Source organism: Bradyrhizobium sp. SZCCHNS3052, assembly GCF_032484495.1.
Classification (GTDB): Bacteria; Pseudomonadota; Alphaproteobacteria; order Rhizobiales; family Xanthobacteraceae; genus Bradyrhizobium.
The window spans coordinates 94,917-118,960 of record NZ_JAUETB010000007.1 but is presented as its reverse complement, the minus strand read 5'-3'; the positions used below and the strand labels follow the sequence as shown (position 1 = coordinate 118,960).

Here is a 24,044-nt window from a genome sequence, read left to right as displayed (position 1 = left end):
GTCCGAGGGGCGGCGATGAAGGGCACGAAAACAACGTATGCGAGCGTCGGCGGTTTCACCGGCAACGCGCCGCATATCGCTTTGACCTATGGGAGGCCTTGTCATTTCGCAAGTGCAAGAACGCGACGCCCGGGAAATTCCCGCAAGAGCGTCGGGACTAGAACCTCGGTCCGTGCAGAAAATATCTCCCCGGACGGTCACGACGCGGACCGCTATCGTGGTCGAAGACACCTCCTCCTGCCTCGGCGCGGGCATTGGCGACGTGGCGTCCGCGCTTGGCGACATGCCTTGCGGTTCTGGCACCGCTCCCCGATGACGCCTGTCGGACTTGCCCAACCGGACCTCTCTTGCCGGCCTGGGTTTGATTCCACCAGGCTTCCAGCTGGTCCCGCAGCGGCTCCTCCGCGAAGGCGCGTCCATCCGGCAGCAGCGTGGACAGAAGCAGTGTGAGCACCAGTCCGAGCCGCATCGGCCGAGCGGACAAGCGGCGACGATGACCGGGTGTGTGAAGCACGGGCGTGTCCATTCTCTGGCTGATCCGGCGATCAGCAATGCATGCTGCAACACATGTTTTCCTCGCTCTATGACCTCAATGTGTTTGCAGCACGCCACATTCATCACCGCGTTGAGATTCACTCGCGAAACGGCCGCCATATTGTCCCGGTCAAAATGTCCCGTTCGACTTGCCAAAACATCCCTATTCCTCATCGAAACAGCAAGGGCCGGAGCAATTGCGGCATTTGACGACTGATCGTTTCCCGATCGCGTCATCTTTCAGCCGACAGGCCCGCATGCTTTCGCCCAGCCGACTCGTTAGCTCATTAGTTGAAGGGAGCGCGGGGACATGCAGCCGAACGGCATCGCCAGGAGTACAAAAAGACGATCGCGATTGTACATGGCTGCCGGTGCTCTCGTGCTCGCGCCGTTCGGTGCAGCGGCCGAGGAGATCCAGGGCAATGACCCCGCCTCGCCCGGACATTTCCAGGTCGAACAGCGCTTCGGCTATCTGACAACCTTCAATCCGCAACAGAACGGCGGACGCCGCGTGCCGCAGCGTGCGGTCACCGGCGAGACCGAGATCGGCTACTCGCCAACCGAATGGTACGAGATCGCGTTGACCTCGCCTTACGCCTTTGCCCGCACCAATGTGCCGATGGCACTGGGCAACGTGATGGACAATGGCGTGCCCGGCTATTCATTCCAGTCCGGCGGCGTCACCATTCGCCAGACCTTCATCCAGGGCGACCGGCTCGAGCGCACGGTGTTCGTCGGCCTGGTCTCGCGCACCATCCTGGCTCCGCAGGGCGGGCTCACCCCGGACCTGTGGGTCGCCAACAAGGCCGGCGCCGGCCAGCCCGGCGCACCGCGCTTCGTGCAGGAGGCGACGCCGCGCGTCGCGCAGATGTTCACGCCGATCATCGGCGTCAACCTGCCCAACGACTATCAGCTGATCTTCAACGCCAACATGACGTTCGGCATCGACGGCGCCGGCTCGGCCTTCGAGCCATCGGTGCGCTTCGTCAAGCGATTGAGCGACCGCTGGACCGTCGGCATCGAGCATTTCTCCAATCTCGGACCGTTCGGCTACATCCTGCCGTGGAATCAGCAGATGCAGACGCTCTATGCCGTCGCCGACACCCGCTTCAAGGGCTTCGAGTTCAGCTTCGGCGTCGGCTATGGCCTGACCAACGCCTCGCGCGGCCTCGCGATCAAGACCAGCATCGGCAAGGATTTCTGAGCCGCAGCCCCCGCCATCCCATGCTCAATGATAAGAAAAGGACACTCGTCATGCGTCGCCTCGTCTCTGCCTGTACGCTGCTCATGCTGGCCGGCTCTGCCGCATCCGCCGACGACGGCCCGCGCTTTCTCAACCGCACCGGCCAGACGATCGTGAAGATGTATCTTGCCGCTGCCGGCACCAAGAACTGGGGCACCGACCAGTGCAAGAACGACGACGAGGGCATGGTCGACCACAACGAGCGCATGACCTTGGTCGGCGTGAAGTCAGGCCGCTACGACATCAAGCTGTCCGAGCAAGGCGGCCGCACCTGCATCGCCAAGAACGTCGAGCTCAAGGAAGGCGCGCAGTTCGTCGTGCGCGATACCGATCTGACCGAGTGCTCGAAATAGGCGACGCGCGCAGGACGCGGCGCTCAACGCTGTCGCAGACGCAGCGGAACGTTGAGCGCTTCCTGCGCCTGCCGCATCACGGGGGGAAAGCGCGGGAACGGCGCGGCGCGTTCCACACTCGACAGCGCCGCGCGATCGAGCGCGGGCGAGCCGGAGCTGCCGACAAGGCGCCGTGACAGAAGTCGACCGTTACGGTCGATCACGACCGTCACGGTCGCCGTGCCACTGGCGCCGTTGCCGTCGGATGGATAGCTCGCGGCGCGGGCGATGCTCGCGCGCACCTGGCTGTTCCAGTCGGCCTGGCCCTCGCGCGCGCCTTGGCTGTCCTCCCCTGCATTGGGCGCCAACGCGACGCGCGACGGTCGGCTGGCCGGTGCCGCTGGCTTCGGCGGCGCGGGCTTCCGCTCGGCCATCTCCTTGGCCTCTTTCTTCTCGGCCGGCTTGCGTTCGACGCGCTCGGGAATGGGAGCTGGCTTCGCCTCGATCGGCTTCGGCGCTGGCGGCGGCGGCAGCACGATGTCGTCGGCGCGCGGCGGCTCGGGCGCCAGCGCGACCTGCGGCAATGGCTCCGGACTCGCGATCACCTCGGGCACCGGCTCGGGCTGCGCCAACACCTGCGGCTCGGGCGGCTGCGGCACCGGCTCGGCCACGGCTTCGCGCGCGACGGCCTCCTCCTTGGCCGGCTCCGGCTTTGGCGGCTCCGCGGGCGGCGTCGGATCGGCCGGCGGCGCCTCCTGGATCGCCGGCGCAGGCTCGCTCACGACCGCCGGCGTGAACACGACGTCGAACGCTTCTGCCTGCGCGCGGCCCTGCGGCGCCGGGCGCAGCAGCCAATAGCCGGCGGCAAGCCCGACATGCAGCGCCGCGACCACGATCGCAGCGATCGTCCACAGCGTCCGCTCGCGGCGAGCCTCGTCATTGTCGAACGGCTCGAGCGTCAGCACGCTCACGGCGCACTCCGGTCTTCGAGCGCGACAAGCGCCACCTTGGTGTAGCCGGCGCGGCGCAGGGTGTTCATCAGCGCCATCACCTCGCCATAGGGCAGCGTCTGGTCGGCGCGCAGCAGCACGCGCTGGCCACGATCGGACTTGGTGGCGGCATCGAGCGAGGCGGCGATGTCGGACTGGGCGACGCTCTGGTCGCCGACGGCGAGCGAGCGGTCGGCCTTGAAGGTCACGAAGACCGGCGTCTCCGCGCGCGGCTGTGGCTCCGCCGATATCGCCGGCAGGTTGACCGGGATGTCGACGGTGGCGAGCGGTGCCGCCACCATGAAGATGATCAGCAGCACCAGCATGACGTCGATGAACGGCGTCACGTTGATGTCGTGCGTTTCCTCGAACTCGTCGGTGCGCCGGGCGAGCTTGACGGCCATGGCTCACTCCGCCGGATTGGCGATCGACAGCAGCGGCGCGTCGACCGCGCGGATCGCGCTCCGCCGGGCTTCGAGGGGACCGGCGTGCTGCCGGTCGAGATCGCGGCTGAGCAGCCGCATCACCGCGACCGACGCATCGGCGATGACGGCGCGATAGCCGCCGGTGGCGCGCGCGAACAGGTTGTAGATCACGACCGCGGGAATCGCGGCAGCAAGGCCGAAGGCGGTAGCGAGCAGCGCCTCCGCGATGCCCGGCGCGACCACCGCAAGGTTGGTCGTATGCGCATGCGAGATGCCGATGAAGCTGTTCATGATGCCCCAGACCGTGCCGAACAGGCCGACGAACGGCCCGACCGCGCCGACGGTGGCGAGAATGCCGATGCCGCGGCCGATGCGCGCCACCGCCGCCGCCTCGATCCGCTCGAACTGCCAGGAGACGCGCTCCTTGATGCCATCGGCGGGGAGGCCACGCGACTTGTCGATTTCGTCATCGGCGACGGCCAGCAGCCGGCCGACCACACCGTCGTCGGCGGAAATGCGCCCCGTCGCATCCGACAGCGCGCGCGCGGTCATCGCGATGCCGAGCGCGCTGCGCGAGGTGCGCAGCGCCGCGCGGAGCTGAATCGTCTTCACCACCAGAACGGTCCAGGTTGCGACTGAAGCCAGCGCCAGCCCGATCATCACCGACTTCACAACGATGTCGGCCTGCATGAACATGGTCCAGGGCGACAACGCCTCCGGCAGCGTGCTCGCGATATTGGCGATGTGCGCCTGATCCATGGCCGTGCTCCCTCGGTGGCCCGAACGTTTGGTGATCGCGATGCCGGCGTGGATCGCATGAGGCCATGCCGGATCGTGTCGAGGCCTTGTTGTTTCGTGTCGTTGGGGCAAAGTCACGGCGAAGATCGCGACATGCCCGATCGTCAAAGAGTGCCGCCTGTCCCCACCGGCTTCAAGGCACTTGCTGCGTGGAAGTTGTCCCCGGCGACACGGGAATAATTCCCGAATGGAACGGGAAGCCCCTCACCTCTGGGCCAAAAGAAAAGGCCGGGATTGCTCCCGGCCTTCGTGATGGGATCGCCCGGTCGAGCCGGGCGATGACTTCAGAGCGTTGGCTCACTTCGCCTCGGCGCGCTTCGGCGGGGTGGCCGGCCACGACTTGATCAGGGTGTCGTAGTCGATCGTCTCGCCCTTCGGCTTCTCGTTCGCGAGCTTGCGCTGCGGAGCGATGTTGCCGTCCTTGGCCGACTTGTTGAACCAGAACTCGGCCGATTCCTTCTTGTTCAGCTTCGGACCGCACTCGCCCTGGACCTTGGACTTCTCCAGACGCTCGAGGACGGAGTCCTGAGCGGCCGCGAGCGCGTCCATCGCCTGCTGCGGGGTCTTCGCACCGGACGACGCATCGCCGATGTTCTGCCACCACAGCTGCGCCAGCTTCGGATAGTCGGGCACGTTGTTGCCGGTCGGGGTCCACTGCACGCGCGCGGGCGAGCGGTAGAACTCGATCAGGCCGCCGAGCTTCGGCGCACGCTCGGTGAACGACTTGTCCCAGATGTCGGATTCACGGATGAAGGTGAGGCCGACATGGCTCTTCTTCAGCGACACCGTCTTGGAGACGATGAACTGCAGGTACAGCCAGGCGGCCTTGCGGCGATCCGGCGGGGTCGACTTCAAGAGCGTCGCAGAACCGGCGTCCTGGTAGCCGAGCTTCATGCCCTCCTTCCAGTACGCGCCATGCGGCGACGGCGCCATGCGCCACTTCGGCGTGCCGTCCGCATTCACGACCGGCAGGCCGGGCTTCACCATGTCGGCGGTGAAGGCGGTGTACCAGAAGATCTGCTGAGCGACGTTGCCCTGCGCCGGGACCGGACCGGCCTCGGAGAAGGTCATGCCCTGCGCCTGCGGCGGCGCATACTTCTTCATCCAGTCGAGATACTTCGCGATCGAGTAGACGGCCGCCGGGCCGTTGGTGTCACCGCCGCGCTCGATCGACGAGCCGACCGGACGGCAACCTTCCATGCGGATGCCCCATTCGTCGACCGGCAGGCCGTTCGGGATGCCCTTGTCGCCGTTGCCGGCCATCGACAGCCAGGCGTCGGTGAAGCGCCAGCCGAGCGAGGGATCCTTCTTGCCATAGTCCATGTGGCCATAGACCTTGACGCCGTTGATCTCCTTGATGTCGTTGGTGAAGAACTCGGCGATGTCCTCATAGGCCGACCAGTTCACGGGCACGCCGAGGTCGTAGCCATACTTGGCCTTGAACTTGGCCTTGTAGTCCGGATTGGTGAACCAGTCGTAGCGGAACCAATACAGGTTCGCGAACTGCTGGTCGGGCAGCTGATAGAGCTTGCCGTCCGGAGCGGTCGTGAACGACTTGCCGATGAAGTCGTTGACGTCGAGCATCGGATCGGTGACGTCCTTGCCCTCGCCCTTCATGTAGTCCGACAGCGCGATCGTCTGGCCGTAGCGGAAGTGGGTGCCGATCAGGTCGGAGTCGTTGATCCAGCCGTCATAGACGTTCTTGCCGGACTGCATCTGGGTCTGCAGCTTCTCGACGACGTCACCTTCCTGGATGATGTCGTGCTTGAGCTTGATGCCGGTGATTTCGCTGAACGCCTTGGCGAGAGTCTTCGACTCGTATTCGTGAGTCGTGATGGTCTCGGAGACGACGTTGATCTCCATGCCCTTGAAGGGCTCGGCGGCCTTCGCGAACCACTCGAGCTCCTTCTTCTGCTCTTCCTTCGACAGCGTCGAAGGCTGGAATTCGCTGTCGATCCACTTCTGGATCGTGGCGTCGTCCGCACGTGCCGGCACGGACAGCGTCATAGTGGCGGCGAACAGCGCAGCAGCGCTGGTCATCGCGAGATAGCTCGCCTTGGTCAGGTGATGCTTCCTAGGTTTCAAGTGTCGCATGCTTTCCTCCTTGAGCGACAGACGTATCCAGGTCCGGGTTGCCCCCGGATCTGCCCCTTTTCACCTGCGTCAGACGGTGCGGAAGATCGCAACGGCTGATGCAAGCGAAATTGCGGTCGCGAGCCACAGGCTCGAAACCTCAAACCCTTCCTCGCCGATCGGCAAGGTCGCAATCGTGTCGGTGCCGACCAGACCGATCCATACGAGATGAATGACGGCGGCCGAGATCAGCGAGATGAACAGCCGGTCGCCGCGCGTGGTCGGGATGCGCAGTACGCCGACCCGCTCGGCCTCCGGGTAGCGCGCGGCGAGCACGATCATGACGCCGAGCGTGCATGCGAGCGCAGCAAAGAAGATCGCGGTCGGCAAGGTCCATGCCATCCATGCGATGCTGTTCATGGCTATCGGCTCCAGGCGGTAATGGGCCCCCTCCCCCGCTTGCGGGGGAGGGTTGGGGTGGGGGCGCCGCGCGTCGGAGCACCCGAGAGGAGAGATGCCCCCACCCGTATCGCATCTGACGATGCGATACGGCCTCCCCCGCAAGCGGGGGAGGCGGAACGGAGGCCGTGGCAACAAGCGTGCGTCATCACACCCGTCCCAGCGCGAAGCCGCGCGCGATGTAGTTGCGGACGAACCAGATGACGAGCGCGCCGGGGATGATCGTGAGCACGCCGGCAGCCGCGAGCAGGCCCCAATCCATTCCGGACGCCGAGACGGTGCGCGTCATCACCGCCGAGATCGGCTTGGCGTCGACGGAGGTCAGCGTGCGCGCGAGCAGCAGTTCGACCCAGGAGAACATGAAGCAGAAGAAGGCGGCGACGCCGATGCCGCTCGCGATCAGCGGCACCAGGATCTTCACGAAGAAGCGCGGAAACGAGTAGCCGTCGAGGAACGCCGTCTCGTCGATCTCGCGCGGCACAGACGACACGAAGCCTTCGAGGATCCAGACCGCGAGCGGGATATTGAAGATGCAATGCGCCAGCGCCACCGCCCAGGGCGTATCGAACAGGCCGATCGCCGAATACAGATTGAAGAACGGCAGCGCGTAGACCGCAGCCGGCGCCATGCGGTTCGACAGCAGCCAGAAGAACAGGTGCTTGTCGCCAAGGAAGCGGTACCGCGAGAATGCATAGGCCGCCGGCAGCGCCACGAGGATCGAGATCACCGTGTTGATGATCACGTATTTCAGCGAGTTGATGTAGCCGGAATACCAGCTCTCGTCGGTGAAGATGCGCATGTAGTTGGCCAGCGTCGGCTGATGCGGCCACAAGTTCATCGTGGTGACGATCTCGTTGTTGGTCTTGAAGCTCATGTTGACGAGCCAGTAGATCGGCAACAGCAGGAAGACCAGGAATAGCGAGATGATGATCCGACGGCCCGGAATGGTGTTCATCACGCGCCCCCTTTCACCGGCCGCCGCTCGGCGCCGGCATTGGTCATGATGGTGTAGAACACCCAGCAGACGATCAGGATGATCAGATTGTAGACCAGCGACAGGGCAGCCGCCTTGCCGAGATCGAACTGGCCGAGCGCGATCTTGACGAGCTCGATCGAGATGAAGGTCGTCGAATTGCCCGGCCCGCCGCCTGTGACGACGAACGGCTCGGTGTAGATCATGAAGCTGTCCATGAAGCGCAGCAGCACGGCGATCAGCAGCACGCGATGCATCTTGGGCAGCTGGATCGCGGTGAACACCGCCCAGCGCGAGGCGCCGTCGATCTGGGCAGCCTGGTAATAGGCGTCGGGGATCGACTTCAGGCCGGCATAGCACAGCAGCGCTACCAGGCTGGTCCAGTGCCAGACGTCCATCAAGATGACCGTGAACCAGGCGTCGGCGTCGTTGGAGACGTAATTGTAGTCCAGGCCGATGGCGTTGAGCGTGTAGCCGAGCAGGCCGATGTCGGAGCGGCCGAAGATCTGCCAGATCGTGCCGACCACGTTCCACGGAATCAGAAGCGGCAGCGCCAGCACGACGAGGCAGAACGCCACGGTCCATCCGCCCCGCGGCATCGACAGCGCCACGACGATTCCGAGCGGAACCTCGATGGCCAGGATCGCGAGCGAGAAGATCAGGTTACGCCCGAGCGAGGCGAGGAAGCGGCCGCCGAGATCGGTCGAGGGATCGAGCAGCTCCTTGAACCAGCCGACGCCATTCCAGAAGAACTGGTTGTTGCCGAACGTGTCCTGCATCGAATAGTTCACCACCGTCATCAGCGGCAGGACAGCGGAGAACGCCACCAGCAGGAACACCGGCAGCACCAGGAACCAGGCCTTGTTGTTGATGGTCTTGTCCATCACTCAGGCTCCCTCGACGAGACGGCTGTCGGCATAGACGTGGACATAGGCTGGATCGAACTTCAGCCCGATCGCCGAGCCCTGCGGCGAGAAGCCGGCCGGCAGGCGCGCGGCGAACTTGACGTCGCCGACGCGGACGCGCGCGAACCGGATGCGGCCGAGATCGTCGACGCGCTCGATATTGGCGTCGAGCAGGCCCGGTCCGGGCTGAGCGACATCGACGAATTCCGGGCGGACGCCGATCTCGATCTTGGCGCCGGCCGGCAGCGCGTCGTAGCTGCGCGACAGCGTCAGGGTGTGGCCATCGATGCGGGCCTCGCGGCCCTTCACCTCGGCGGAGAGGATGTTCATGCCGGGCGAGCCGATGAAGTAGCCGACGAAGGTGTGCGCGGGCTTGTCGAACAATTCCGCCGGCGTGCCGCTCTGCACGACGCGGCCGTCGTGCATCACGACGACGGTGTCGGCGAAGGTCAGCGCCTCGGTCTGGTCGTGGGTGACGTAGATCATCGTCAGGTCGAGCTCGCGATGCAGCGCCTTCAGCTTCGAGCGGAGCTGCCATTTCAGCTCGGGATCGATCACGGTCAGCGGCTCGTCGAACAACACGGCGGCGACGTCGGAGCGCACCAGGCCGCGGCCGAGCGAGATCTTCTGCTTGGCGTCGGCGGTGAGCCGTGTCGCCTTGCGATGGAGGTCCGGCGTCAGGTCCAAGAGCCGCGCGATCTCGGCGACGCGCTTGTCGATCTCCGCTTTCGGCACGCCGCGGTTCTTGAGCGGAAAGGCGAGGTTCTCGCCGACCGTCATCGTGTCGTAGATCACCGGAAACTGGAACACCTGCGCGATGTTGCGCTCGCGGGTCGAGGCTTTGGTGATGTCGGTGCCGTCGAACAGGATCTTGCCGTGCGAGGGCGTCAGAATGCCGGAGATCAGGTTGAGCAGCGTGGTCTTGCCGCAGCCGGACGGGCCGAGCAGCGCATAGGCGCCGCCCTGGCGCCAGGTCATCGTCACCGGCTTCAGCGCGTAGCTCTCGATATCGCCGCTGTTGCCGTTGTAGGCGTGGGCGAGATCGACGAGGTCAATGCGGGCCATGCGGCATCTCCCTCAGATCGCCGGCGCGGCGACCAGGCGGTCGCCGGCGTCGAACACGAACACATTGGACGGATCGAGCACCGCGTCGAGGATCTCGCCGGGCTCGTATTCATGGACGCCGTGCAGCACGGAGACCCAGTTCATGCCGTCGCGCGTCAGATGCACGAAGCTCTCCGATCCCGTGATCTCGGTGACCGAGACGATCGCAGGAAAGGCATGGCGGCCGTGGCTGCCGTCGCCTTTGCCAAGCCCGAGCTGATGCGGGCGGAAGCCGACGCGGTAGGCGCCATCGGGCAGATCAGCATAGAGGCCTACCGCCGGCGCCTTGACCCCGCCGGCGTACTCCACGCTCTCGCCGCGCTTCTGGATCTCGACCGTATTCATCGGCGGGTCCGAGAACACCTGGCCGACACGCAAGGTGTCGGGTCGGCGATACACGGCCGCGGTATCGCCGGCCTGCAGCGCCTGCCCTTCCCACATGCAGATGGTGCGGCCGCCGAGCAGCAGCGCCTCCGACGGCTCGGTGGTGGCGTAGACGAAGATCGCGCCGGATGCCTCGAAGATGCGCGGCAGCTCGGTGCGCAGCTCCTCGCGCAGCTTGTAGTCGAGATTGGCGAGCGGCTCGTCCAACAGCACGAGGTCCGCACCCTTCACCAGGGCGCGCGCGATCGCGGTGCGCTGCTGCTGGCCGCCGGAGAGCTGCAGCGGCGTACGCTTCAGATAGGGCTCGAGCCGGAGCAGCCGGGCTGCTTCCGCCACGCGCTTCTCGATCTCCTGGCGCGACTTGCCTTGCACGCGCAGCGGCGAAGCGATGTTCTCATAGACCGAGAGCGAGGGATAGTTGATGAACTGCTGATAGACCATCGCGACCGAGCGCTGCCGCACGTCGGCGCCGGTGACGTCCTTGCCGTCGACCAGCACCCGCCCCGTGGTCGGCCGGTCGAGGCCGGCGAGCAGGCGCATGATCGAGGTCTTGCCGGACAGCGTCGGCCCGAGCAGCACGCTCAGCGTACCGCGCTGCAACGTCAGCGAGACGTCGCGAATGGTGGTCACGCCGTCGACAATTCGGGAGACGTGATCGAGCGTCACGCTCATGCGCGCCCTCCCGCCTCACGCGCCGGCACGGCGGAGCGCTCGCGATTGGCTGTGATCCACGCATCGAGCGCGGCGATCTCAGCCGCCGACATCCGCAACCCCAGCTTCGATCGCCGCCACACGATGTCCTCGGCCGTCAACGCCCACTCGTTCGTCATCAGGTACCTGACTTCACGCTCCGTCAAGGTGCCACCGAAATCCTGGCCGAGATCGGCCAAAGATGTCGCACCGGCGAGCATGGCCGCAGCCCGCGTGCCATAGGCATGGGCGATCCGCTTCGCATGTGCATCCGACAGGAACGGATAGGTCTTGCGGAGATCCGCAATCAACGGCCCGACGGCCGAAACCTTCATGTCGCCGCCGGGCAGCGACGCCTTGCCGGTCCATCCCTCCTCCGCCTTGCCCCCTTTCAGATAGGGCGCGAGACGCTCCAGCGCCTCTTCCGACAGGCGCCGGTAGGTGGTGATCTTGCCGCCATAGATCGACAGCAGCGGCAAGCCGCCGGGCGTATCGAGCTCGAACACGTAGTCGCGGGTCGCCGCCTTGGCCTCGCTGGCGCCGTCGTCATAGAGTGGCCGCACGCCGGAATAGCTCCACACAACGTCGGCCGGCGTCACCGGCTTGGCGAGATATTCCCCGAGCGCGGCGCAGAGATAGGCGATCTCCTCGTCGGTCGCCTTCACCTTGGCCGGATCACCCTGATAGTCGCGATCGGTGGTGCCGATCAGCGTGAAATCCTGCTGATAGGGAATGGCGAAGATGATACGGCCGTCGGCGTTCTGGAAGATGTAGGCGCGATCGTGATCGTAGAGCTTGCGCACCACGATGTGCGAGCCCTGCACCAGCCGCACCTTGGCCTTGGCATTGACGCCGGCGCCGGTCGCCAGCACCTGCTCGACCCAGGGACCGGCGGCATTGACCAGCGCGCGCGCCTTGATGGTCTCGCGCTCGCCGGTCTGCATGTTATCGGTCGTGACCAGCCAATGGCTGCCATCCTGACGGATCTCGGTCGCGCGCGCGCGGGTGCGGATGACGGCGCCGCGATCGGCAGCATCCCGCGCGGTCAGCACGACCAGACGCGCATCGTCGACGAAGCAGTCGGAATATTCGAAGCCCTTGCTGTAGCGCCCGGGGATCAAGGGGCGGCCGACCTCGTCGCTGCGCAGGTTCACCGACCGCGTCGGCGGCAGCAGCTTGCGGCCGCCGAGATGGTCATAGAGGAACAGGCCGAGGCGCAGCAGCCAGGCCGGGCGCAGCCCCGAATGATGCGGCAGCACGAAGCGCAGCGGACGGATGATGTGGGGCGCGATCTGCCACAGGACTTCGCGCTCGATCAGCGCCTCGCGGACCAGCCGGAACTCGTAATATTCGAGATAGCGCAGGCCGCCATGCACGAGCTTGGTCGACCAGGACGAGGTTCCGCTCGCCAGATCATTCATTTCACAAAGGAAAACGGAATTTCCGCGTCCGGCCGCATCGCGCGCGATGCCGCAACCGTTCACGCCGCCTCCGATAATGGCGAGGTCGTAGATCCGCTCCAACAGACGCATCCCCCGGCAATCGCCTTGACTGCGGCGATTTCACTTTCGGTTTCGAGTTAAACACAAACGAAAGTGAAAGCAAATCGAAATTCGCATGTTGGGCCGCGGTTGGGCAAAACCTGCCCAAACCGGGATCAAGGAGCCTGCGAGAGTGGCGGAAAGTCAGGCGCGGCGGAGCACGGCGGACCCCGCCGTTTCGGTTGCCTCTGCGGCGTCGTCGGCCTCGTCGGCGGACATCGCCGAGACCACCTCGATGCCGCGGCTATGGCAGAGGCTGGCCAGTCCGTCCGGCAGCGGCCGGTCGGTGACGAAGGTCTGGATCTGGCTGAGATGGGCGATGCGCACCGGCGCGCTGCGGTGGAGCTTGGTGGAATCGGCCACCAGCATCACGCTGCGGGCATTGGCGATGATCGCCTGCGCCACCTGGACCTCGCGATAGTCGAAGTCGAGCAGCGCGCCTTCCTCGTCGATCGCGGATGCGCCGATGATCGCATAGTCGACCTTGAACTGGCCGATCAGCTGCGTCGCGGTCGATCCGATCACGCCGCCGTCTGAGCGCCGCACCGTGCCGCCGGCCACGATCACCTCGATGCGCGGATGCGGATAGAGCAGCATCGCGACGTTGAGATTGTTGGTGATGACGAGCAGGTCCTGGTGCGACGACAGCGCGCTCGCCACCTCCTCCGTCGTGGTGCCGATATTGATGAACAGCGAGGAGCCGTTCGGAATCCGCGCGGCTGCGACCGCACCGATCGCCTTCTTCTCCTCGGCAGCGACGAAGCGCCGCGCCTCGTAGGCGAGATTCTCGACCCCGGAGGCGATGATGGCCCCGCCATGGATGCGCGTCAGCGCGCGCTGCTCGCACAGATCGTTGAGGTCCTTGCGGATGGTCTGGGCCGAGACTTCGAAGCGGCGCGCGAGATCCTCCACCATGACGCGGCCGGAGGCGCGCGCGATGTTGAGGATGTCGGTCTGGCGTTGAGAGAGGACGGCCATGGCAAGCTTTCGGGGACAAGCTGCACCATGGTGATGCTGATCGAGTCAAGCGTCAATCGGCAAGCACTGGGCGCATCGCAGCAATCGCCTGAAACGTCGCGCGCGGTCTGGTCCGGCCGACGTCCACCGCGTGCGCCCGTCTGCTCAGGCGGCTGCGCTCAGCTCGCCGGTCACGAGCCGAATCGCGGCGCGTTCGGCTTCGCGGGCATTGCGAAACACCTGGCCCTCGAGGGCATTGAAGCGATGGGACGCCGCGAAGAAGCGGAAGCCGCCGCGGTCGCGGACGACGATCCCCGCCGCCTGGGAGCTGACCTCGATGATGTAGGTGTCGGACATTGCGCAATCCCGTCGTTCATTCCGGGGCGTATAACCGAGCTCCATGACGAATGTTCCGTGCAGGGAGCCACCGGCCATTCCGATGTGAATGCCAACAGGAAATTGTGTGGATGTTATGTTGGCTGCGCTGCACGCACTCACGCCGTGACCCCTTGCCGAATCAGTGCGGATCATCCGGCACGAGCGTCACCTTGCGCAGCGACGCATCGGCTCCGCCGAGACGGTGTTGATGCTGACCGAGCAACTGATAGATCGTGCGCAGATCCCTCAACACCTCGACGTGATGTTCACGAAACGCGCTGAGCTGATTCTCGTAGACGCAAATCCTGCGCTCGGCGTGGAGAAGCCGCTGCTGCAGCTTCTTCAGGACCTGCAAGGTCAGTTTCTCGTCAACGTCCGACATGGACTTCCTCCCACCCTGTTCGCGCAACACGCCCCCGCCGTTTCCTCTGTGCCGGCAATTTTTTCCGGCTGGCATTTTTTGCCTTGTGGATCGAAAACGAACTGCCGTCAGCGCTGCTCGTCCGAATGTGTCACTCGAAGCGCGCAATACGGCAGAGACGCGGCAACGCGCAGCCAAGCAACCAGAACTTGCAATTATCGTAAAGACGCCCGTCCTGTGGACAAGGCGCATCTCGCGCGAGAGTGATCGCGGCAGCCGCCGAGCGCGCATGCTCGGCCTTCGCGTCTCCGTCCCGCCCGACCCAAACAAACGCGCATCGCCGGATCGCGGTTCCTTATGCCGAGCGAGCGACATATGCGGCGGATTAACAGAGGTTACTTGCGCCGACAGACCGCGAATGTGATCAGGCTGTGACGGAGCCGTCGCGCCGGATCGGCTGCGGCCGGCCATCGTCGTCGATCGACACGTAGGTGAAGTTGCCGTCGGTGACGAGGATCGGCTGCTCCTCCTTCCGGCGCAGCACCCAGGCTTCGAGACGCACTGTCATCGAGGTGCGGCCGACGCGGACGAGATGCGCATAGACCGAAACGAGATCGCCGACATACACCGCCTTGCGGAAGTTCATCGCCTCGATCGCGACCGTCACCGTGCGCGACTTCGCGACCTTGGCGGCGTACACGCCGCCGCCGACGTCCATCTGGCTGAGCAGCCAGCCGCCGAAGATGTCGCCATTGGCATTGGTGTCGGCCGGCATCGCCAGGGTGCGGATGCAGAGATCGCCGCGGGGCTCGGTCGGCGCGGACAGCGCGGCATGGACGGTCGCTTCGGTCACGTCGGGTGGTCTCCAATTGCAGCAGCGTTCAAGAGGCGCAAGTCCGTCAGTCCGGCCTCGCCATTTCGAACATCGCCTCCTGCATGATCTCGAAATAGTCGCCGCGACGCCCGGCACGGACGATCGGATGCGCCAGCGCCGTCTGGTAGACGCCATCCTTGATCAGCGTCTTGTCGATATGCACGCCGACCACCTCGCCGAGCGTCAGCCAGGCCTGCGCCTTGGCACCGTCGGCGCCCTGCAGCTGGATGATCTGCGTCACCTTGCACTCGAACGCGACAGGGCTTTCGCCGACGCGCGGCACGTTGACGAACTTGCAAGCTACCGGCGTCACGCCCGCAAGCTTGAACTCGTCGACCTCGCGCGCGACATGCGCGGCGGTCGCATTCATCTGCGTCGCCAGGCCGCGCGTCACCAGGTTCCAGACGAACTCGCCGGTGTCCTGGATGTTGGCGACCGAGTCCTTCCACTGCGTCGAGGAGAAGCCGATGATCGGCGGCGTGTAGTTGAAGGCGTTGAAAAAGCTGTACGGCGCAAGGTTGACGTGACCGTCCGGATCACGCGACGAGATCCAGCCGATCGGACGCGGCGCGACGATGGCGTTGAAGGGATCGTGGCGCAGGCCGTGGCCGTTCTTCGGTTCGTAGAAATGCAGATCCCGTTCGGTCACGCCGTCGTCCCTTCCGTCATTGCGGGGAGCGCAAGCGACGAAGCTTCGCTCGAATGACGGCGAACTTAGCTTGCAGCGCGCCTGGAACCAAGGCCTGACAGCACGAAATCGATCATCTCGTCGATCGTCGGGCCCGGCTTGGTCGCGCATTGCGCGATCATCTGCGGATGGAAGAAGCGCATCATCGCGGTCGTCGCACATTTTGCCGCCAGCGGCAGATCGGTGACCGCGAATTCGCCGGACGCCGCGCCCTGCCCGATCACCCGGCCGATGATTTCGGTGATCAGCAGCATGTGCGCCTCGCAGACGTCCCAGCTCTCCTCCATCGCCACCGCGACCATCTCGTGCAGCTTGCTGTCGCCGACATAGCGCTCGGTGTTCATGCGATGGATCGTGCCGAGCAGCTCGCGCAGCCGCGGCGCCGCCGGGCCGGGCCGCTCCGCGATCATGATGGCGGCCGCCTCGACCTGGGCCATCAGCGTGTGGGCGACCCCCCGGTGGATCGCCTTCTTGGAGTCGAAGAACCGGTAGACATTCGCCGGGCTCATACGGAGCTCCTTGGCGATGTCGGCGACGGTCGTCTTCTGGTAGCCGATCTGTCGAAACAGGCGCTCAGCAACGACGAGAATGCGCTCGTGCGTATCGGATTCGATATGGTCGGAAACCAGGGTCATCATGCCTGCGATCTTGTTGGTCCTTCATTCGGCGGCCTCGGCCAGAGGAAGCGCGGGCCTCGGCACGTCAGTGTGCTGCGCTGCGGAATGATCCGCGTCTTTCGCTCCGCGCTCGTCCAGACTCTTGCGGAACCATAGGGCATACAATCCAGGCAAGTACAGCAGCGTCAGGAAGGTTGCAACGAACAACCCGCCCATGATGGTGATCGCCATCGGGCCCCAGAACGCCGAGCGCGACAGCGGGATCATGGCGAGGATCGCGGCGAGCGCGGTCAGCACCACGGGGCGGGCACGGCGCACCGTGGCCTCGATGATCGCCTCCTTACGGGTCAGGCCATGGGCAACGTCGGTCTCGATCTGATCGACCAGGATCACCGCGTTGCGCATGATCATGCCGGCGAGCGCGATCAGGCCGAGCAGCGCCACGAAGCCGAACGGCGCGTTGGCGACATTGAGCCCGAGCGAGGCGCCGACGATGCCGAGCGGCGCGGTCAGGAACACCAGGATCAGCCGTGAGAAGCTCTGCAGCTGGATCATCAGCAGGGTCAGCATCACGATGACCATCAGCGGAAACAGCACGAAGATCGAGGCATTGCCCTTGGCGGATTCCTCGAACGCGCCGCCGGCCTCGATCCGGTAGGCGGGCGCGAGGTGGTTGCGGATATCCTGCAGCTTCGGCGAGATCTGGTTGGTGACATCCGGCGCCTGGACGCCATCCGCCACGTCGGCGCGCACCGTGATCGCCATGTCGCGGTTGCGACGCCACAGGATCGGCTCCTCGTGGGAATACTCGATCTTGGCGATCTGCTGCAGCGGCACGGCCACGCCGTTCTTCGAGGTGATGGTGAGGTCGCCGACATGGGCGAGATCCAGCCGTTCGGACGGCGCCGCACGGGCGACGACGCCGACCTTCTCGATGCCGTCACGGATGGTCGTGACCTGCACGCCGGAGATCAGCATCGCCAGCGACTGCGACACGTCCTGCGGGGTCAGGCCGAGCGCGCGGGCACGATCCTGGTCGACGACCAGCTTGAGGTAGGGCGACTGCTCGTTCCAGTCGAGCTGCGGATCCCTGACATTCGGGTTCTGGCGCATGACGTCGCGCACCTGATGGGCGATCTCGCGCACCTTCGCCGCATCCGGGCCAATGACGCGGAACTGGACCGGGAAGCCGACCGGCGGACCGAAATTGAAGCGATCGACGCGGACGCGCGCTTCGTTCAGCTCGCCATTCGCAGCCGCGGTCTCGATCTTGGCCTTGATGCGCTCGCGCGCGGCGACGTCCTTGGCGACGATCACGATCTCGGCGAAGGCCTCGTTCGGAAGTTGCGGGTTGAGGCCGAGCCAGAACCGCGGCGAGCCCTGCCCGACATAGGCGGTGTAGGTCTCGATGTCCTTGTCGTCCTTGAGCAGCTTCTCTGCTGATTTGGCAGCCTTCTCGGTGACACCGAATGCGGTGCCCTCCGGCAGCCGCAACTGCAGGAACAGCTCGGGGCGTTCCGACAGCGGGAAGAACTGCTGCTGGACGTGGCCGAAGGCCACGATCGATGCCGCGAACACGCCGACCGTCGCAGCGACTGTGGTGATGCGGTGATCGACGCACCAGCGGATCACGCGGCGCAGGCCGCGATACATGCGCGTATCGTAGATCGCGTGCTCATCATGGTCGTGATGAACCTTGATGTCGGGCAGCAGCTTGACGCCGATATAGGGCGTGAAGATCACCGCGACGAACCACGACGCGACCAGCGCGATGGCGACGATCCAGAAGATGCTGCCGGCATATTCGCCGACCGCCGAATTGGCAAAGCCGATCGGCAGGAAGCCGGCGGCCGTGACCAGGGTGCCGGTCAGCATCGGGAACGCGGTGGATTCCCAGGCAAACGACGCGGCGCGCATCCGGTCCCAGCCCTGCTCCATCTTCACCACCATCATCTCGACCGCGATGATGGCATCGTCGACCAGCAGGCCGAGCGCGATGATGAGGGCGCCGAGCGAGATGCGGTGCAGGTTGAGCCCCATGATGTTCATGACGATGAAGACGAGTCCGAGCACCAGCGGCACCGACAGCGCCACCACGATGCCGGTGCGCCATCCCAGCGCCAGGAACGAGACGAACAGCACGATCACCAGCGCCTCGACGAACGAGTGCACGAACTCGCTGACGGCGTGCTCGACCACCTTGGGCTGGTCTGCGATCTGCTCGATCTCGATGCCCTGCGGCACCGCCTTCATGAAATCGTCGGCGGCGGCGTGCACCTCCTTGCCGAGCTCCAGGATGTTGGCCTCCTTGGCCGTGACCACGCCGATGCCGAGCGCGGGCTTGCCCTCCTGCCGCACCTTGAAGCTCGGCGGATCGACGTAGCCGTGGGTGACGGTCGCGATGTCGCCGAGCCGGAACACGCGTCCGTTGCTTTCGACCGGCGTCTCCGCCACCGCCTTGGCGCCGTCGAGCGCGCCGGTAACGCGCAGCGGCACGCGCTGCGACGAGGTCTCGACCGTGCCGGCCGGGGTCACATTGTTCTGCTTGGCCAACGAATCGAACAGGGCCTGCGGTGTGATGCCGAGCGTGGCGAGCTTGGCATGGCTGAACTCGACATAGATGCGCTCGTCCTGGGTGCCGTAGAGATTGACCTTGGTGACGCCGGTGACCTTGAGCAGGCGCTGGCGCAGGCCTTCGGCGGTCTTCTTCAATTGCGCATAATCGGCGCCGTCGCCGGTCATCATGAACAAGATGGAATCGACGTCGGAGAACTCGTCATTGACGAACGGCCCGACGATGCCCGACGGCAGCGACGACTGCACGTCGTCGAGCTTCTTGCGGATCAGGTAGAACAGATGCGGCACCTCTGCCGGCGGCGTCGAATCGCGGAAGGTCACCTGCATCGCGGTGAAGGCCGGCTTCGAATAGGTCTGCACCTTCTCGAAGTAAGGCAGCTCCTGCAGCTTCTTCTCGATGGGGTCGGCGACCTGGCTCTGCATCTCGGCCGCCGTCGCGCCCGGCCACATCACCGAGACGTTGACGACCTTGACGGTGAAGAACGGATCTTCGGCACGGCCGAGCTTCTGATAGGAGAAGAAGCCGGCGACGCCGAGCGCGATGATCAGGAACAGCACCAGCGGCGGATGATTGACCGCCCAGGCCGACAGGTTGAACCGCTTCATGGGTGCTCTCCGATGATCCGATATCGCTATTCCAGGCCATTCTCAGTGATCGTCATTGCGAGCGAAGCGACTTGTCCGCCATAGCCCGAAGGGCGACGGTGGAAGCAATCCAGGAATCCTTCCGTGGAAACAGTCTGGATTGCTTCGTCGCTTCGCTCCTCGCAATGACAACCATTACTTTCGTCATTCCGGGGCGATGCGAAGCATCGAACCCGGAATCTCGAGGTTCCGGGTTCGCACTGCGTGCGCCCGGAACGACAGGAGAACTAGAACGTCAGCGCTGACACGACCCGCACCTTCTGGGCGGGATCGATCTTCTGCACGCCGAGCGCCACGACCTTGTCGCCCTCGTCGACGCCTGACGTGACGAGCACATCCTTGCTGTCATAGGCCTTCACCTTCACCGGCTTCAGCGTCACCTCGCCCTTGTCGTTGACGACATAGAGCGACGGATCGCGGCCCTCGCTGAACAGCGCCGACAGCGGCAGCCGCGCGACGCGCGTGGTGGCGGGATCGGCGAGCGTCAAGGTCGCGGTCATACCGAGCGAGACGGCTTCGCCGGCGTCCGGCAGCGAGAACTTGGCGAGATAGGTGCGCGTCGCGGAATCGGCGGTGGGCGCGATCTCGCGCAGCTTCGCCGCATATTTCTTGTCGGCTTCCGACCACAGCGTGACGTAGGCGCTACCGGTCTTGGCGCGTTCGAGCAGGGTCTCCGGGATCGCGACCACCGCCTCCTTCTCTGCGAAACGCGCGACACGGATCGCCGCCTGGCCGGCGGCAACGACCACGCCTGGCTCGATCATGCTCGCGGTGACGACACCGCGCGCGTCCGCAACCAGCGTCGCGTAGGACAGCGAGTTGCGGGTCAGCTCGACCGAGCGTTCGGCACGGTTGAGCCGTGCCCTCGCCTCGTCGGCGGACGCCCTGGCCTGGTCCATCTGAGCATCGGTGGTCCAGCCCTTGGCCCGCAGCTCCTTGGCTCGGGTCTCGGCGGCGGACGCCTGCGCAAGCACGCCGGTGGCGGCGCGGAATTCGGCTTCGGCCTGCTCGGCCTGGAGCTTCAGGTCGACCTCGTCGAGCGTGGCGAGCGGCTGGCCGACATCGACGGTCTGGCCGACCTCGACCAGGCGCTTGGCGACCTTGCCGGCGACGCGGAAGCCGATATCGGCCTCGATGCGCGGCCTGATGGTGCCGACGAAGCTGCGTTCAGGCGTCTCGGCCTCGTAATGCACGGGGGCGACCAGTACCGGCCGGATTGGCTCGGCTTTCTGGGCGACGGTTTCATTGCACCCGGCCAGGGCGACGGCCATGGTGGCCAGCGCAAGACCAGTCAACAGCTTGGAATAGCTCGCGAAAATCAGGCGGATCAACATGGGGCACCCTCGCTGCAGTTGCGAGGAAGTGTCGAATGTTGAGTGACGATTGTCAATATTCGTCAGTGATCATGACTTCGTGAACATCTGGACAATGTTGCCGCAGGTGCTCATTGGCGCGGCAGGCGGGCTCTGAACTGCGTCAATGCCCACCCCCGCCGTCCTTTCGGGGCCGTGCCGGACAACGGTCGAAAGCCGAATGCCGATCACAGCATGCACGTGGGACTCACTCCGCCGGCGCCTGGTCCGCGAATTCGACCCTGCTCTCATGGCCGCCGAAGAACACGAGCAGCCCGGCGATCAGCGGCAACACCGACAGCGCGAGCAGGCCGTGGGTGGTGGAGCCGGTGGTGTCCTTGATCCAGCCGACCAGATAGGGACCGCCGAAGCCGGCGAGATTGCCGATCGAGTTGATCAGCGCGATGGCGCCGGCCGCTGCCGTGCCCGACAGCCACGCCGTGGGCAGTGTCCAGAACACGCCGAAGACGCAGAACACGCCGATCGCGGCGACCGTCAGCGCGACCATGGTGAGCGTGGGATCGCCGATCACGCTCGAGGCGGCCAGCGCGACAGCGATCAGGATCAGCGGCGCGCCGACATGGATCACGCGCTCGCGCGTCGCATCGGAATGCCGCGCCCACAGGATCATCGCGACGGTGCCGAACGCATAGGGGATCGCGGTGACGAAGCCGGTCTGCACATTGGTCAGTCCGAACGCCTTGACGATCTGCGGCAGCCAGAACTGCATGCCGTAGAGCGCGCCGACGAAGCCGAAATAGATCAGGCTGAGCACGATCACCTTGGGCGACGCCAGCGCCTCACCGAGCGTCATGTGTCCGGCGGCCTGCTTCGCCGCCGTTTCGGCCTCGAGCCTTGCCGCGAGCCAGGCCTTCTGCTCCGCCGACAGCCAGGTCGCGTGCTCCGGCCGGTCGGTCAAATAGAACCAGGTGACGACGCCGAGGATGATGGACGGAATTCCCTCGATGATGAACAGCCACTGCCAGCCCTGCAGCCCCATCAGGCCGTGCATGCCGAGCAGCAGGCCGGAGACGGGCGCGCCGATGACGGTCGAAATCGGCACGGCAACCGCGAAGGCGGCGAGGAAGCGCGCGCGATACTGCGCGGGATACCAGTAAGTGAGATAGAGGATGATGCCGGGAAAGAATCCGGCCTCGGCGACGCCGAGCAGGAAGCGCAGCGTGTAGAAGCTCCAGGGGCCGGAGACCACGGCCATCAGCGCCGAGATGATCCCCCAGGTCACCATGATGCGGGCGATCCAGCGGCTGGCGCCGAACTTCTCCAGCGCGAGATTGCTCGGCACCTCGAAGATGAAATAGCCGATGAAGAAGATGCCCGCGCCCCAGGCGAACACCAGCGGCGAGAATTTCAGCTCCGCGTTCATGGTCAGCGCGGCGAAGCCGAGATTGACGCGATCCAGATAGGAGAAGAAATAGGCGAGCACCAGAAACGGAATCAGCCGCCAGGAGATCGCGCGGATGGTCGCGGCCTCGATGTCGGAGCGGCCGGGTGCGGCCGGAGTGGTGGCGGACGGACTCATCGATCTCCTCCCGGGAGCTTTCTGGACATTGATAGTTGAAGGCGGTGTTGAGCATCGGTCGTGGCAAGTCAATCGGAAAACCTGACATCCCACAGCCCACCGGCGCATCGCGGGGGCGCGGCGCGCGCATGACGCCGCTATCCTCCTGGCGGCCGCCGCGCGCCGGCAAGCGCCGCCGCGCCGCGATGGCGTTTGCGACGGCACTGATCATGATCGCGCTCGGGCTCGGCCTGCGCTTCCATGGTCTCGGCCTCGGCCTTCCCGCCTTCATCGTCAAGTATGGCGGCTCGGTGCTCTGGGCGACGATGGTCCATCTGCTGCTCGTCGCACTGCTCCCGCTGATGTCGTGGCGGCTGATTGGCGGGCTCGCGATCGCAATCGCCGCCATCGTCGAAGCCTCCAGGCTGATCCACACGCCCTGGCTCGACAGCTTCCGCTTGACCTTGGCCGGCGCGCTGCTGCTCGGACGGATCTTCTCGCTGTGGAACATCGCGGCCTATGTCGTCGGCGTCGTCATCGGCATCTGGATCGACCGATGCGCGACGCGGCCTGCTGCGGCATAGGCCTGTCCACGGCAGGCCGCGATATCAACCGACAGCTCAGATCGGCCCCGCGCCGGCGCGGCCGAAGAAGGCCTTCAGCTCCTCCGCCAGGATGGCAGGCTGTTCTTCCGGAATGTAGTGACCGCACCCGGAGATGATGATGCCCTCGACGTGATCGGCGACCTCCCTGAGCGGCGCGGCCATGTCCACGATCGATCCCTGGTCGGCACCGACGGCCAGCACCGGCGGCTTCAGCTTGCCCCTTTGTTTCAGCTCGCGGTTCTGAAGCGCGGACAGTGCGGCGGCACGATAATAAGCGAGCCCGGCGCGCAAGCCGCCGGCCTTGGTCAGCACGCGGGCGTATTCGTCGAGATCGCTTTCGGAGAACGCCTGGGGATCGGCCCCTTTGCGGCGCAGGAACCACGCGAGATAGTCGCGTTCGCGGCCATGGATCAGCATCTCCGGGAGATCCGCGACGGCGTGGAACGCGAAGTGCCAGGTGCGCCACGCGCGGTCGGGCGCGAACGGCAGCGCCTCGGGCAAGGTGACGCCCGGAATTCCTGCATCGAGCAGGGCCAGACTGCGCACCTCGGCTTCGAACAGGGCCGCATAGGGATAGGCCACCCACGCGCCGATATCATGGGCCACCAGATGATAGCTGGTGACGCCGAGCTGCTGCAGCAGGCGATGCACCGCCGTGGCCAGGGCCTGCGTGTCGTAGCCTTCCGCTGGCCGGTCCGAGTCGCCCTGCCCCGGGAGATCCGGCGCGATGACCCGATAGCGCGACCCGAGCAGCGGCATGACCTTGCGCCAGGCAAACCAGCTTTCGGGGAAGCCTGCGAGCAGCACCACCACCTCGCCATCCGGCGGGCCACCGCTGACATAGTGCAGCCTGACACCCTCGACTGTCTCGAAGCGGTGGGTGAATCCCGGCAACGAGGGCTCGGCGCGACAGAACGGCTCAGCCGCGACCAGGCGCGACGGACTTTGGGCAGAGATGGCGTTCATCAACTCGGGCACGATCATTCTCCTTATTATAGAACAAATGTTTCCTAATTTGGCA

At 65.3% G+C, this 24,044-nt stretch carries 23 protein-coding genes; 3 read left to right on the top strand and 20 right to left on the bottom strand.

Features of this window, described 5'->3' with window-relative positions; translation table 11 throughout:
• The first annotated feature begins 895 nt into the window (after positions 1 to 895).
• Together QX073_RS21900 and QX073_RS21895 are read left to right on the top strand one after the other, a co-directional pair.
• Positions 896 to 1,738, top strand: coding sequence for a hypothetical protein (locus tag QX073_RS21900; protein ID WP_316226346.1), 843 nt, complete (start codon positions 896 to 898; stop codon positions 1,736 to 1,738).
• Between the two features lie 50 nt (positions 1,739 to 1,788).
• On the top strand, positions 1,789 to 2,130 hold the full coding sequence (locus QX073_RS21895) for a hypothetical protein (RefSeq protein WP_316171607.1): 342 nt from the start codon (positions 1,789 to 1,791) through the stop codon (positions 2,128 to 2,130).
• 23 nt (positions 2,131 to 2,153) lie between these two features.
• On the opposite strand, the gene QX073_RS21890 is transcribed toward QX073_RS21895, so the two are convergent.
• The 19 genes from QX073_RS21890 to QX073_RS21800 all read right to left on the bottom strand — a co-directional run bounded on the left by QX073_RS21890 (position 2,154) and on the right by QX073_RS21800 (position 22,439).
• Positions 2,154 to 3,080, bottom strand: a complete 927-nt coding sequence (locus QX073_RS21890; protein ID WP_316226345.1) for a TonB family protein — start codon at positions 3,078 to 3,080, stop codon at positions 2,154 to 2,156.
• Positions 3,077 to 3,502 carry a TonB system transport protein ExbD gene (gene exbD, locus QX073_RS21885; RefSeq protein WP_316187207.1) on the bottom strand — a complete coding sequence of 142 codons (426 nt, stop codon included), beginning with the start codon at positions 3,500 to 3,502 and terminating at the stop codon, positions 3,077 to 3,079. Before exbD ends, QX073_RS21890 begins: the two co-directional genes overlap by 4 nt.
• A gap of 3 nt (positions 3,503 to 3,505) precedes the next feature.
• Complete coding sequence (gene exbB / locus QX073_RS21880; protein ID WP_316226344.1) at positions 3,506 to 4,282, bottom strand: tonB-system energizer ExbB; 777 nt, start codon at positions 4,280 to 4,282, stop codon at positions 3,506 to 3,508.
• A gap of 336 nt (positions 4,283 to 4,618) precedes the next feature.
• A complete protein-coding gene (locus QX073_RS21875; protein WP_315717375.1) occupies positions 4,619 to 6,361 on the bottom strand; it encodes an ABC transporter substrate-binding protein in 1,743 nt (580 codons plus the stop codon).
• Positions 6,362 to 6,484: 123 nt separating this feature from the next.
• Positions 6,485 to 6,814, bottom strand: a complete 330-nt coding sequence (locus QX073_RS21870) for a DUF2160 domain-containing protein (RefSeq protein ID WP_315717336.1) — start codon at positions 6,812 to 6,814, stop codon at positions 6,485 to 6,487.
• Positions 6,815 to 7,001: 187 nt separating this feature from the next.
• Entirely contained in the window at positions 7,002 to 7,808 is an 807-nt protein-coding gene (locus QX073_RS21865; RefSeq protein WP_315717337.1) for a carbohydrate ABC transporter permease, read from the bottom strand.
• Positions 7,808 to 8,710 carry a sugar ABC transporter permease gene (locus QX073_RS21860; RefSeq protein WP_315717338.1) on the bottom strand — a complete coding sequence of 301 codons (903 nt, stop codon included), beginning with the start codon at positions 8,708 to 8,710 and terminating at the stop codon, positions 7,808 to 7,810. The genes QX073_RS21865 and QX073_RS21860 overlap by 1 nt, the downstream gene beginning before the upstream one ends.
• 3 nt (positions 8,711 to 8,713) lie before the next feature.
• On the bottom strand, positions 8,714 to 9,796 hold the full coding sequence (locus tag QX073_RS21855) for an ABC transporter ATP-binding protein (RefSeq protein WP_315717339.1): 1,083 nt from the start codon (positions 9,794 to 9,796) through the stop codon (positions 8,714 to 8,716).
• Positions 9,797 to 9,808: 12 nt separating this feature from the next.
• Complete coding sequence (locus QX073_RS21850) at positions 9,809 to 10,891, bottom strand: ABC transporter ATP-binding protein (RefSeq protein ID WP_315717340.1); 1,083 nt, start codon at positions 10,889 to 10,891, stop codon at positions 9,809 to 9,811.
• Positions 10,888 to 12,441 carry a glycerol-3-phosphate dehydrogenase gene (gene glpD, locus QX073_RS21845; RefSeq protein ID WP_316226343.1) on the bottom strand — a complete coding sequence of 518 codons (1,554 nt, stop codon included), beginning with the start codon at positions 12,439 to 12,441 and terminating at the stop codon, positions 10,888 to 10,890. Before glpD ends, QX073_RS21850 begins: the two co-directional genes overlap by 4 nt.
• A gap of 153 nt (positions 12,442 to 12,594) precedes the next feature.
• Positions 12,595 to 13,428 carry a DeoR/GlpR family DNA-binding transcription regulator gene (locus QX073_RS21840; RefSeq protein WP_316192127.1) on the bottom strand — a complete coding sequence of 278 codons (834 nt, stop codon included), beginning with the start codon at positions 13,426 to 13,428 and terminating at the stop codon, positions 12,595 to 12,597.
• Between the two features lie 144 nt (positions 13,429 to 13,572).
• Positions 13,573 to 13,764 carry a hypothetical protein gene (locus tag QX073_RS21835; RefSeq protein WP_315717343.1) on the bottom strand — a complete coding sequence of 64 codons (192 nt, stop codon included), beginning with the start codon at positions 13,762 to 13,764 and terminating at the stop codon, positions 13,573 to 13,575.
• Positions 13,765 to 13,924: 160 nt separating this feature from the next.
• Complete coding sequence (locus QX073_RS21830; RefSeq protein WP_315717344.1) at positions 13,925 to 14,167, bottom strand: hypothetical protein; 243 nt, start codon at positions 14,165 to 14,167, stop codon at positions 13,925 to 13,927.
• A gap of 403 nt (positions 14,168 to 14,570) precedes the next feature.
• Positions 14,571 to 14,999, bottom strand: a complete 429-nt coding sequence (locus QX073_RS21825; RefSeq protein WP_315717345.1) for an acyl-CoA thioesterase — start codon at positions 14,997 to 14,999, stop codon at positions 14,571 to 14,573.
• Positions 15,000 to 15,045: 46 nt separating this feature from the next.
• Complete coding sequence (locus tag QX073_RS21820; RefSeq protein ID WP_315717346.1) at positions 15,046 to 15,669, bottom strand: flavin reductase family protein; 624 nt, start codon at positions 15,667 to 15,669, stop codon at positions 15,046 to 15,048.
• Between the two features lie 65 nt (positions 15,670 to 15,734).
• Entirely contained in the window at positions 15,735 to 16,346 is a 612-nt protein-coding gene (locus QX073_RS21815) for a TetR/AcrR family transcriptional regulator (protein ID WP_315717347.1), read from the bottom strand.
• Between the two features lie 21 nt (positions 16,347 to 16,367).
• Complete coding sequence (locus QX073_RS21810) at positions 16,368 to 19,508, bottom strand: efflux RND transporter permease subunit (RefSeq protein ID WP_315717348.1); 3,141 nt, start codon at positions 19,506 to 19,508, stop codon at positions 16,368 to 16,370.
• A gap of 266 nt (positions 19,509 to 19,774) precedes the next feature.
• Positions 19,775 to 20,881 (bottom strand): efflux RND transporter periplasmic adaptor subunit, encoded by a 1,107-nt coding sequence (locus QX073_RS21805; RefSeq protein WP_316167408.1) that lies wholly within the window; start codon positions 20,879 to 20,881, stop codon positions 19,775 to 19,777.
• Positions 20,882 to 21,107: 226 nt separating this feature from the next.
• A complete protein-coding gene (locus tag QX073_RS21800) occupies positions 21,108 to 22,439 on the bottom strand; it encodes an MFS transporter (protein WP_316167406.1) in 1,332 nt (443 codons plus the stop codon).
• 128 nt (positions 22,440 to 22,567) lie between these two features.
• Between QX073_RS21800 and QX073_RS21795 the strand changes: the two genes are divergently transcribed.
• Positions 22,568 to 23,002: a DUF2809 domain-containing protein gene (locus QX073_RS21795; RefSeq protein ID WP_410051899.1), complete on the top strand. Its 435-nt coding sequence runs from the start codon at positions 22,568 to 22,570 to the stop codon at positions 23,000 to 23,002.
• Positions 23,003 to 23,038: 36 nt separating this feature from the next.
• On the opposite strand, the gene QX073_RS21790 is transcribed toward QX073_RS21795, so the two are convergent.
• Complete coding sequence (locus tag QX073_RS21790) at positions 23,039 to 24,001, bottom strand: alpha/beta hydrolase (RefSeq protein WP_316167404.1); 963 nt, start codon at positions 23,999 to 24,001, stop codon at positions 23,039 to 23,041.
• Between the last annotated feature and the right edge of the window lie 43 nt (positions 24,002 to 24,044).

What these genes read in the sequence shown, in the direction of transcription:
- glpD (WP_316226343.1), bottom strand. Translation starts at nt 12,441, where the DNA reads ATGCGTCTGTTGGAGCGGATCTACGACCTCGCCATTATCGGAGGCGGC.
- QX073_RS21795 (WP_410051899.1), top strand. Translation starts at nt 22,568, where the DNA reads ATGACGCCGCTATCCTCCTGGCGGCCGCCGCGCGCCGGCAAGCGCCGC.
- QX073_RS21855 (WP_315717339.1), bottom strand. Translation starts at nt 9,796, where the DNA reads ATGGCCCGCATTGACCTCGTCGATCTCGCCCACGCCTACAACGGCAAC.
- QX073_RS21870 (WP_315717336.1), bottom strand. Translation starts at nt 6,814, where the DNA reads ATGAACAGCATCGCATGGATGGCATGGACCTTGCCGACCGCGATCTTC.
- QX073_RS21895 (WP_316171607.1), top strand. Translation starts at nt 1,789, where the DNA reads ATGCGTCGCCTCGTCTCTGCCTGTACGCTGCTCATGCTGGCCGGCTCT.
- QX073_RS21865 (WP_315717337.1), bottom strand. Translation starts at nt 7,808, where the DNA reads ATGAACACCATTCCGGGCCGTCGGATCATCATCTCGCTATTCCTGGTC.
- QX073_RS21810 (WP_315717348.1), bottom strand. Translation starts at nt 19,508, where the DNA reads ATGAAGCGGTTCAACCTGTCGGCCTGGGCGGTCAATCATCCGCCGCTG.
- QX073_RS21800 (WP_316167406.1), bottom strand. Translation starts at nt 22,439, where the DNA reads ATGAGTCCGTCCGCCACCACTCCGGCCGCACCCGGCCGCTCCGACATC.
- QX073_RS21875 (WP_315717375.1), bottom strand. Translation starts at nt 6,361, where the DNA reads ATGACCAGCGCTGCTGCGCTGTTCGCCGCCACTATGACGCTGTCCGTG.
- QX073_RS21815 (WP_315717347.1), bottom strand. Translation starts at nt 16,346, where the DNA reads ATGATGACCCTGGTTTCCGACCATATCGAATCCGATACGCACGAGCGC.
- QX073_RS21850 (WP_315717340.1), bottom strand. Translation starts at nt 10,891, where the DNA reads ATGAGCGTGACGCTCGATCACGTCTCCCGAATTGTCGACGGCGTGACC.
- QX073_RS21860 (WP_315717338.1), bottom strand. Translation starts at nt 8,710, where the DNA reads ATGGACAAGACCATCAACAACAAGGCCTGGTTCCTGGTGCTGCCGGTG.
- exbD (WP_316187207.1), bottom strand. Translation starts at nt 3,502, where the DNA reads ATGGCCGTCAAGCTCGCCCGGCGCACCGACGAGTTCGAGGAAACGCAC.
- QX073_RS21900 (WP_316226346.1), top strand. Translation starts at nt 896, where the DNA reads ATGGCTGCCGGTGCTCTCGTGCTCGCGCCGTTCGGTGCAGCGGCCGAG.
- QX073_RS21835 (WP_315717343.1), bottom strand. Translation starts at nt 13,764, where the DNA reads ATGTCCGACACCTACATCATCGAGGTCAGCTCCCAGGCGGCGGGGATC.
- exbB (WP_316226344.1), bottom strand. Translation starts at nt 4,282, where the DNA reads ATGGATCAGGCGCACATCGCCAATATCGCGAGCACGCTGCCGGAGGCG.
- QX073_RS21805 (WP_316167408.1), bottom strand. Translation starts at nt 20,881, where the DNA reads ATGTTGATCCGCCTGATTTTCGCGAGCTATTCCAAGCTGTTGACTGGT.
- QX073_RS21830 (WP_315717344.1), bottom strand. Translation starts at nt 14,167, where the DNA reads ATGTCGGACGTTGACGAGAAACTGACCTTGCAGGTCCTGAAGAAGCTG.
- QX073_RS21840 (WP_316192127.1), bottom strand. Translation starts at nt 13,428, where the DNA reads ATGGCCGTCCTCTCTCAACGCCAGACCGACATCCTCAACATCGCGCGC.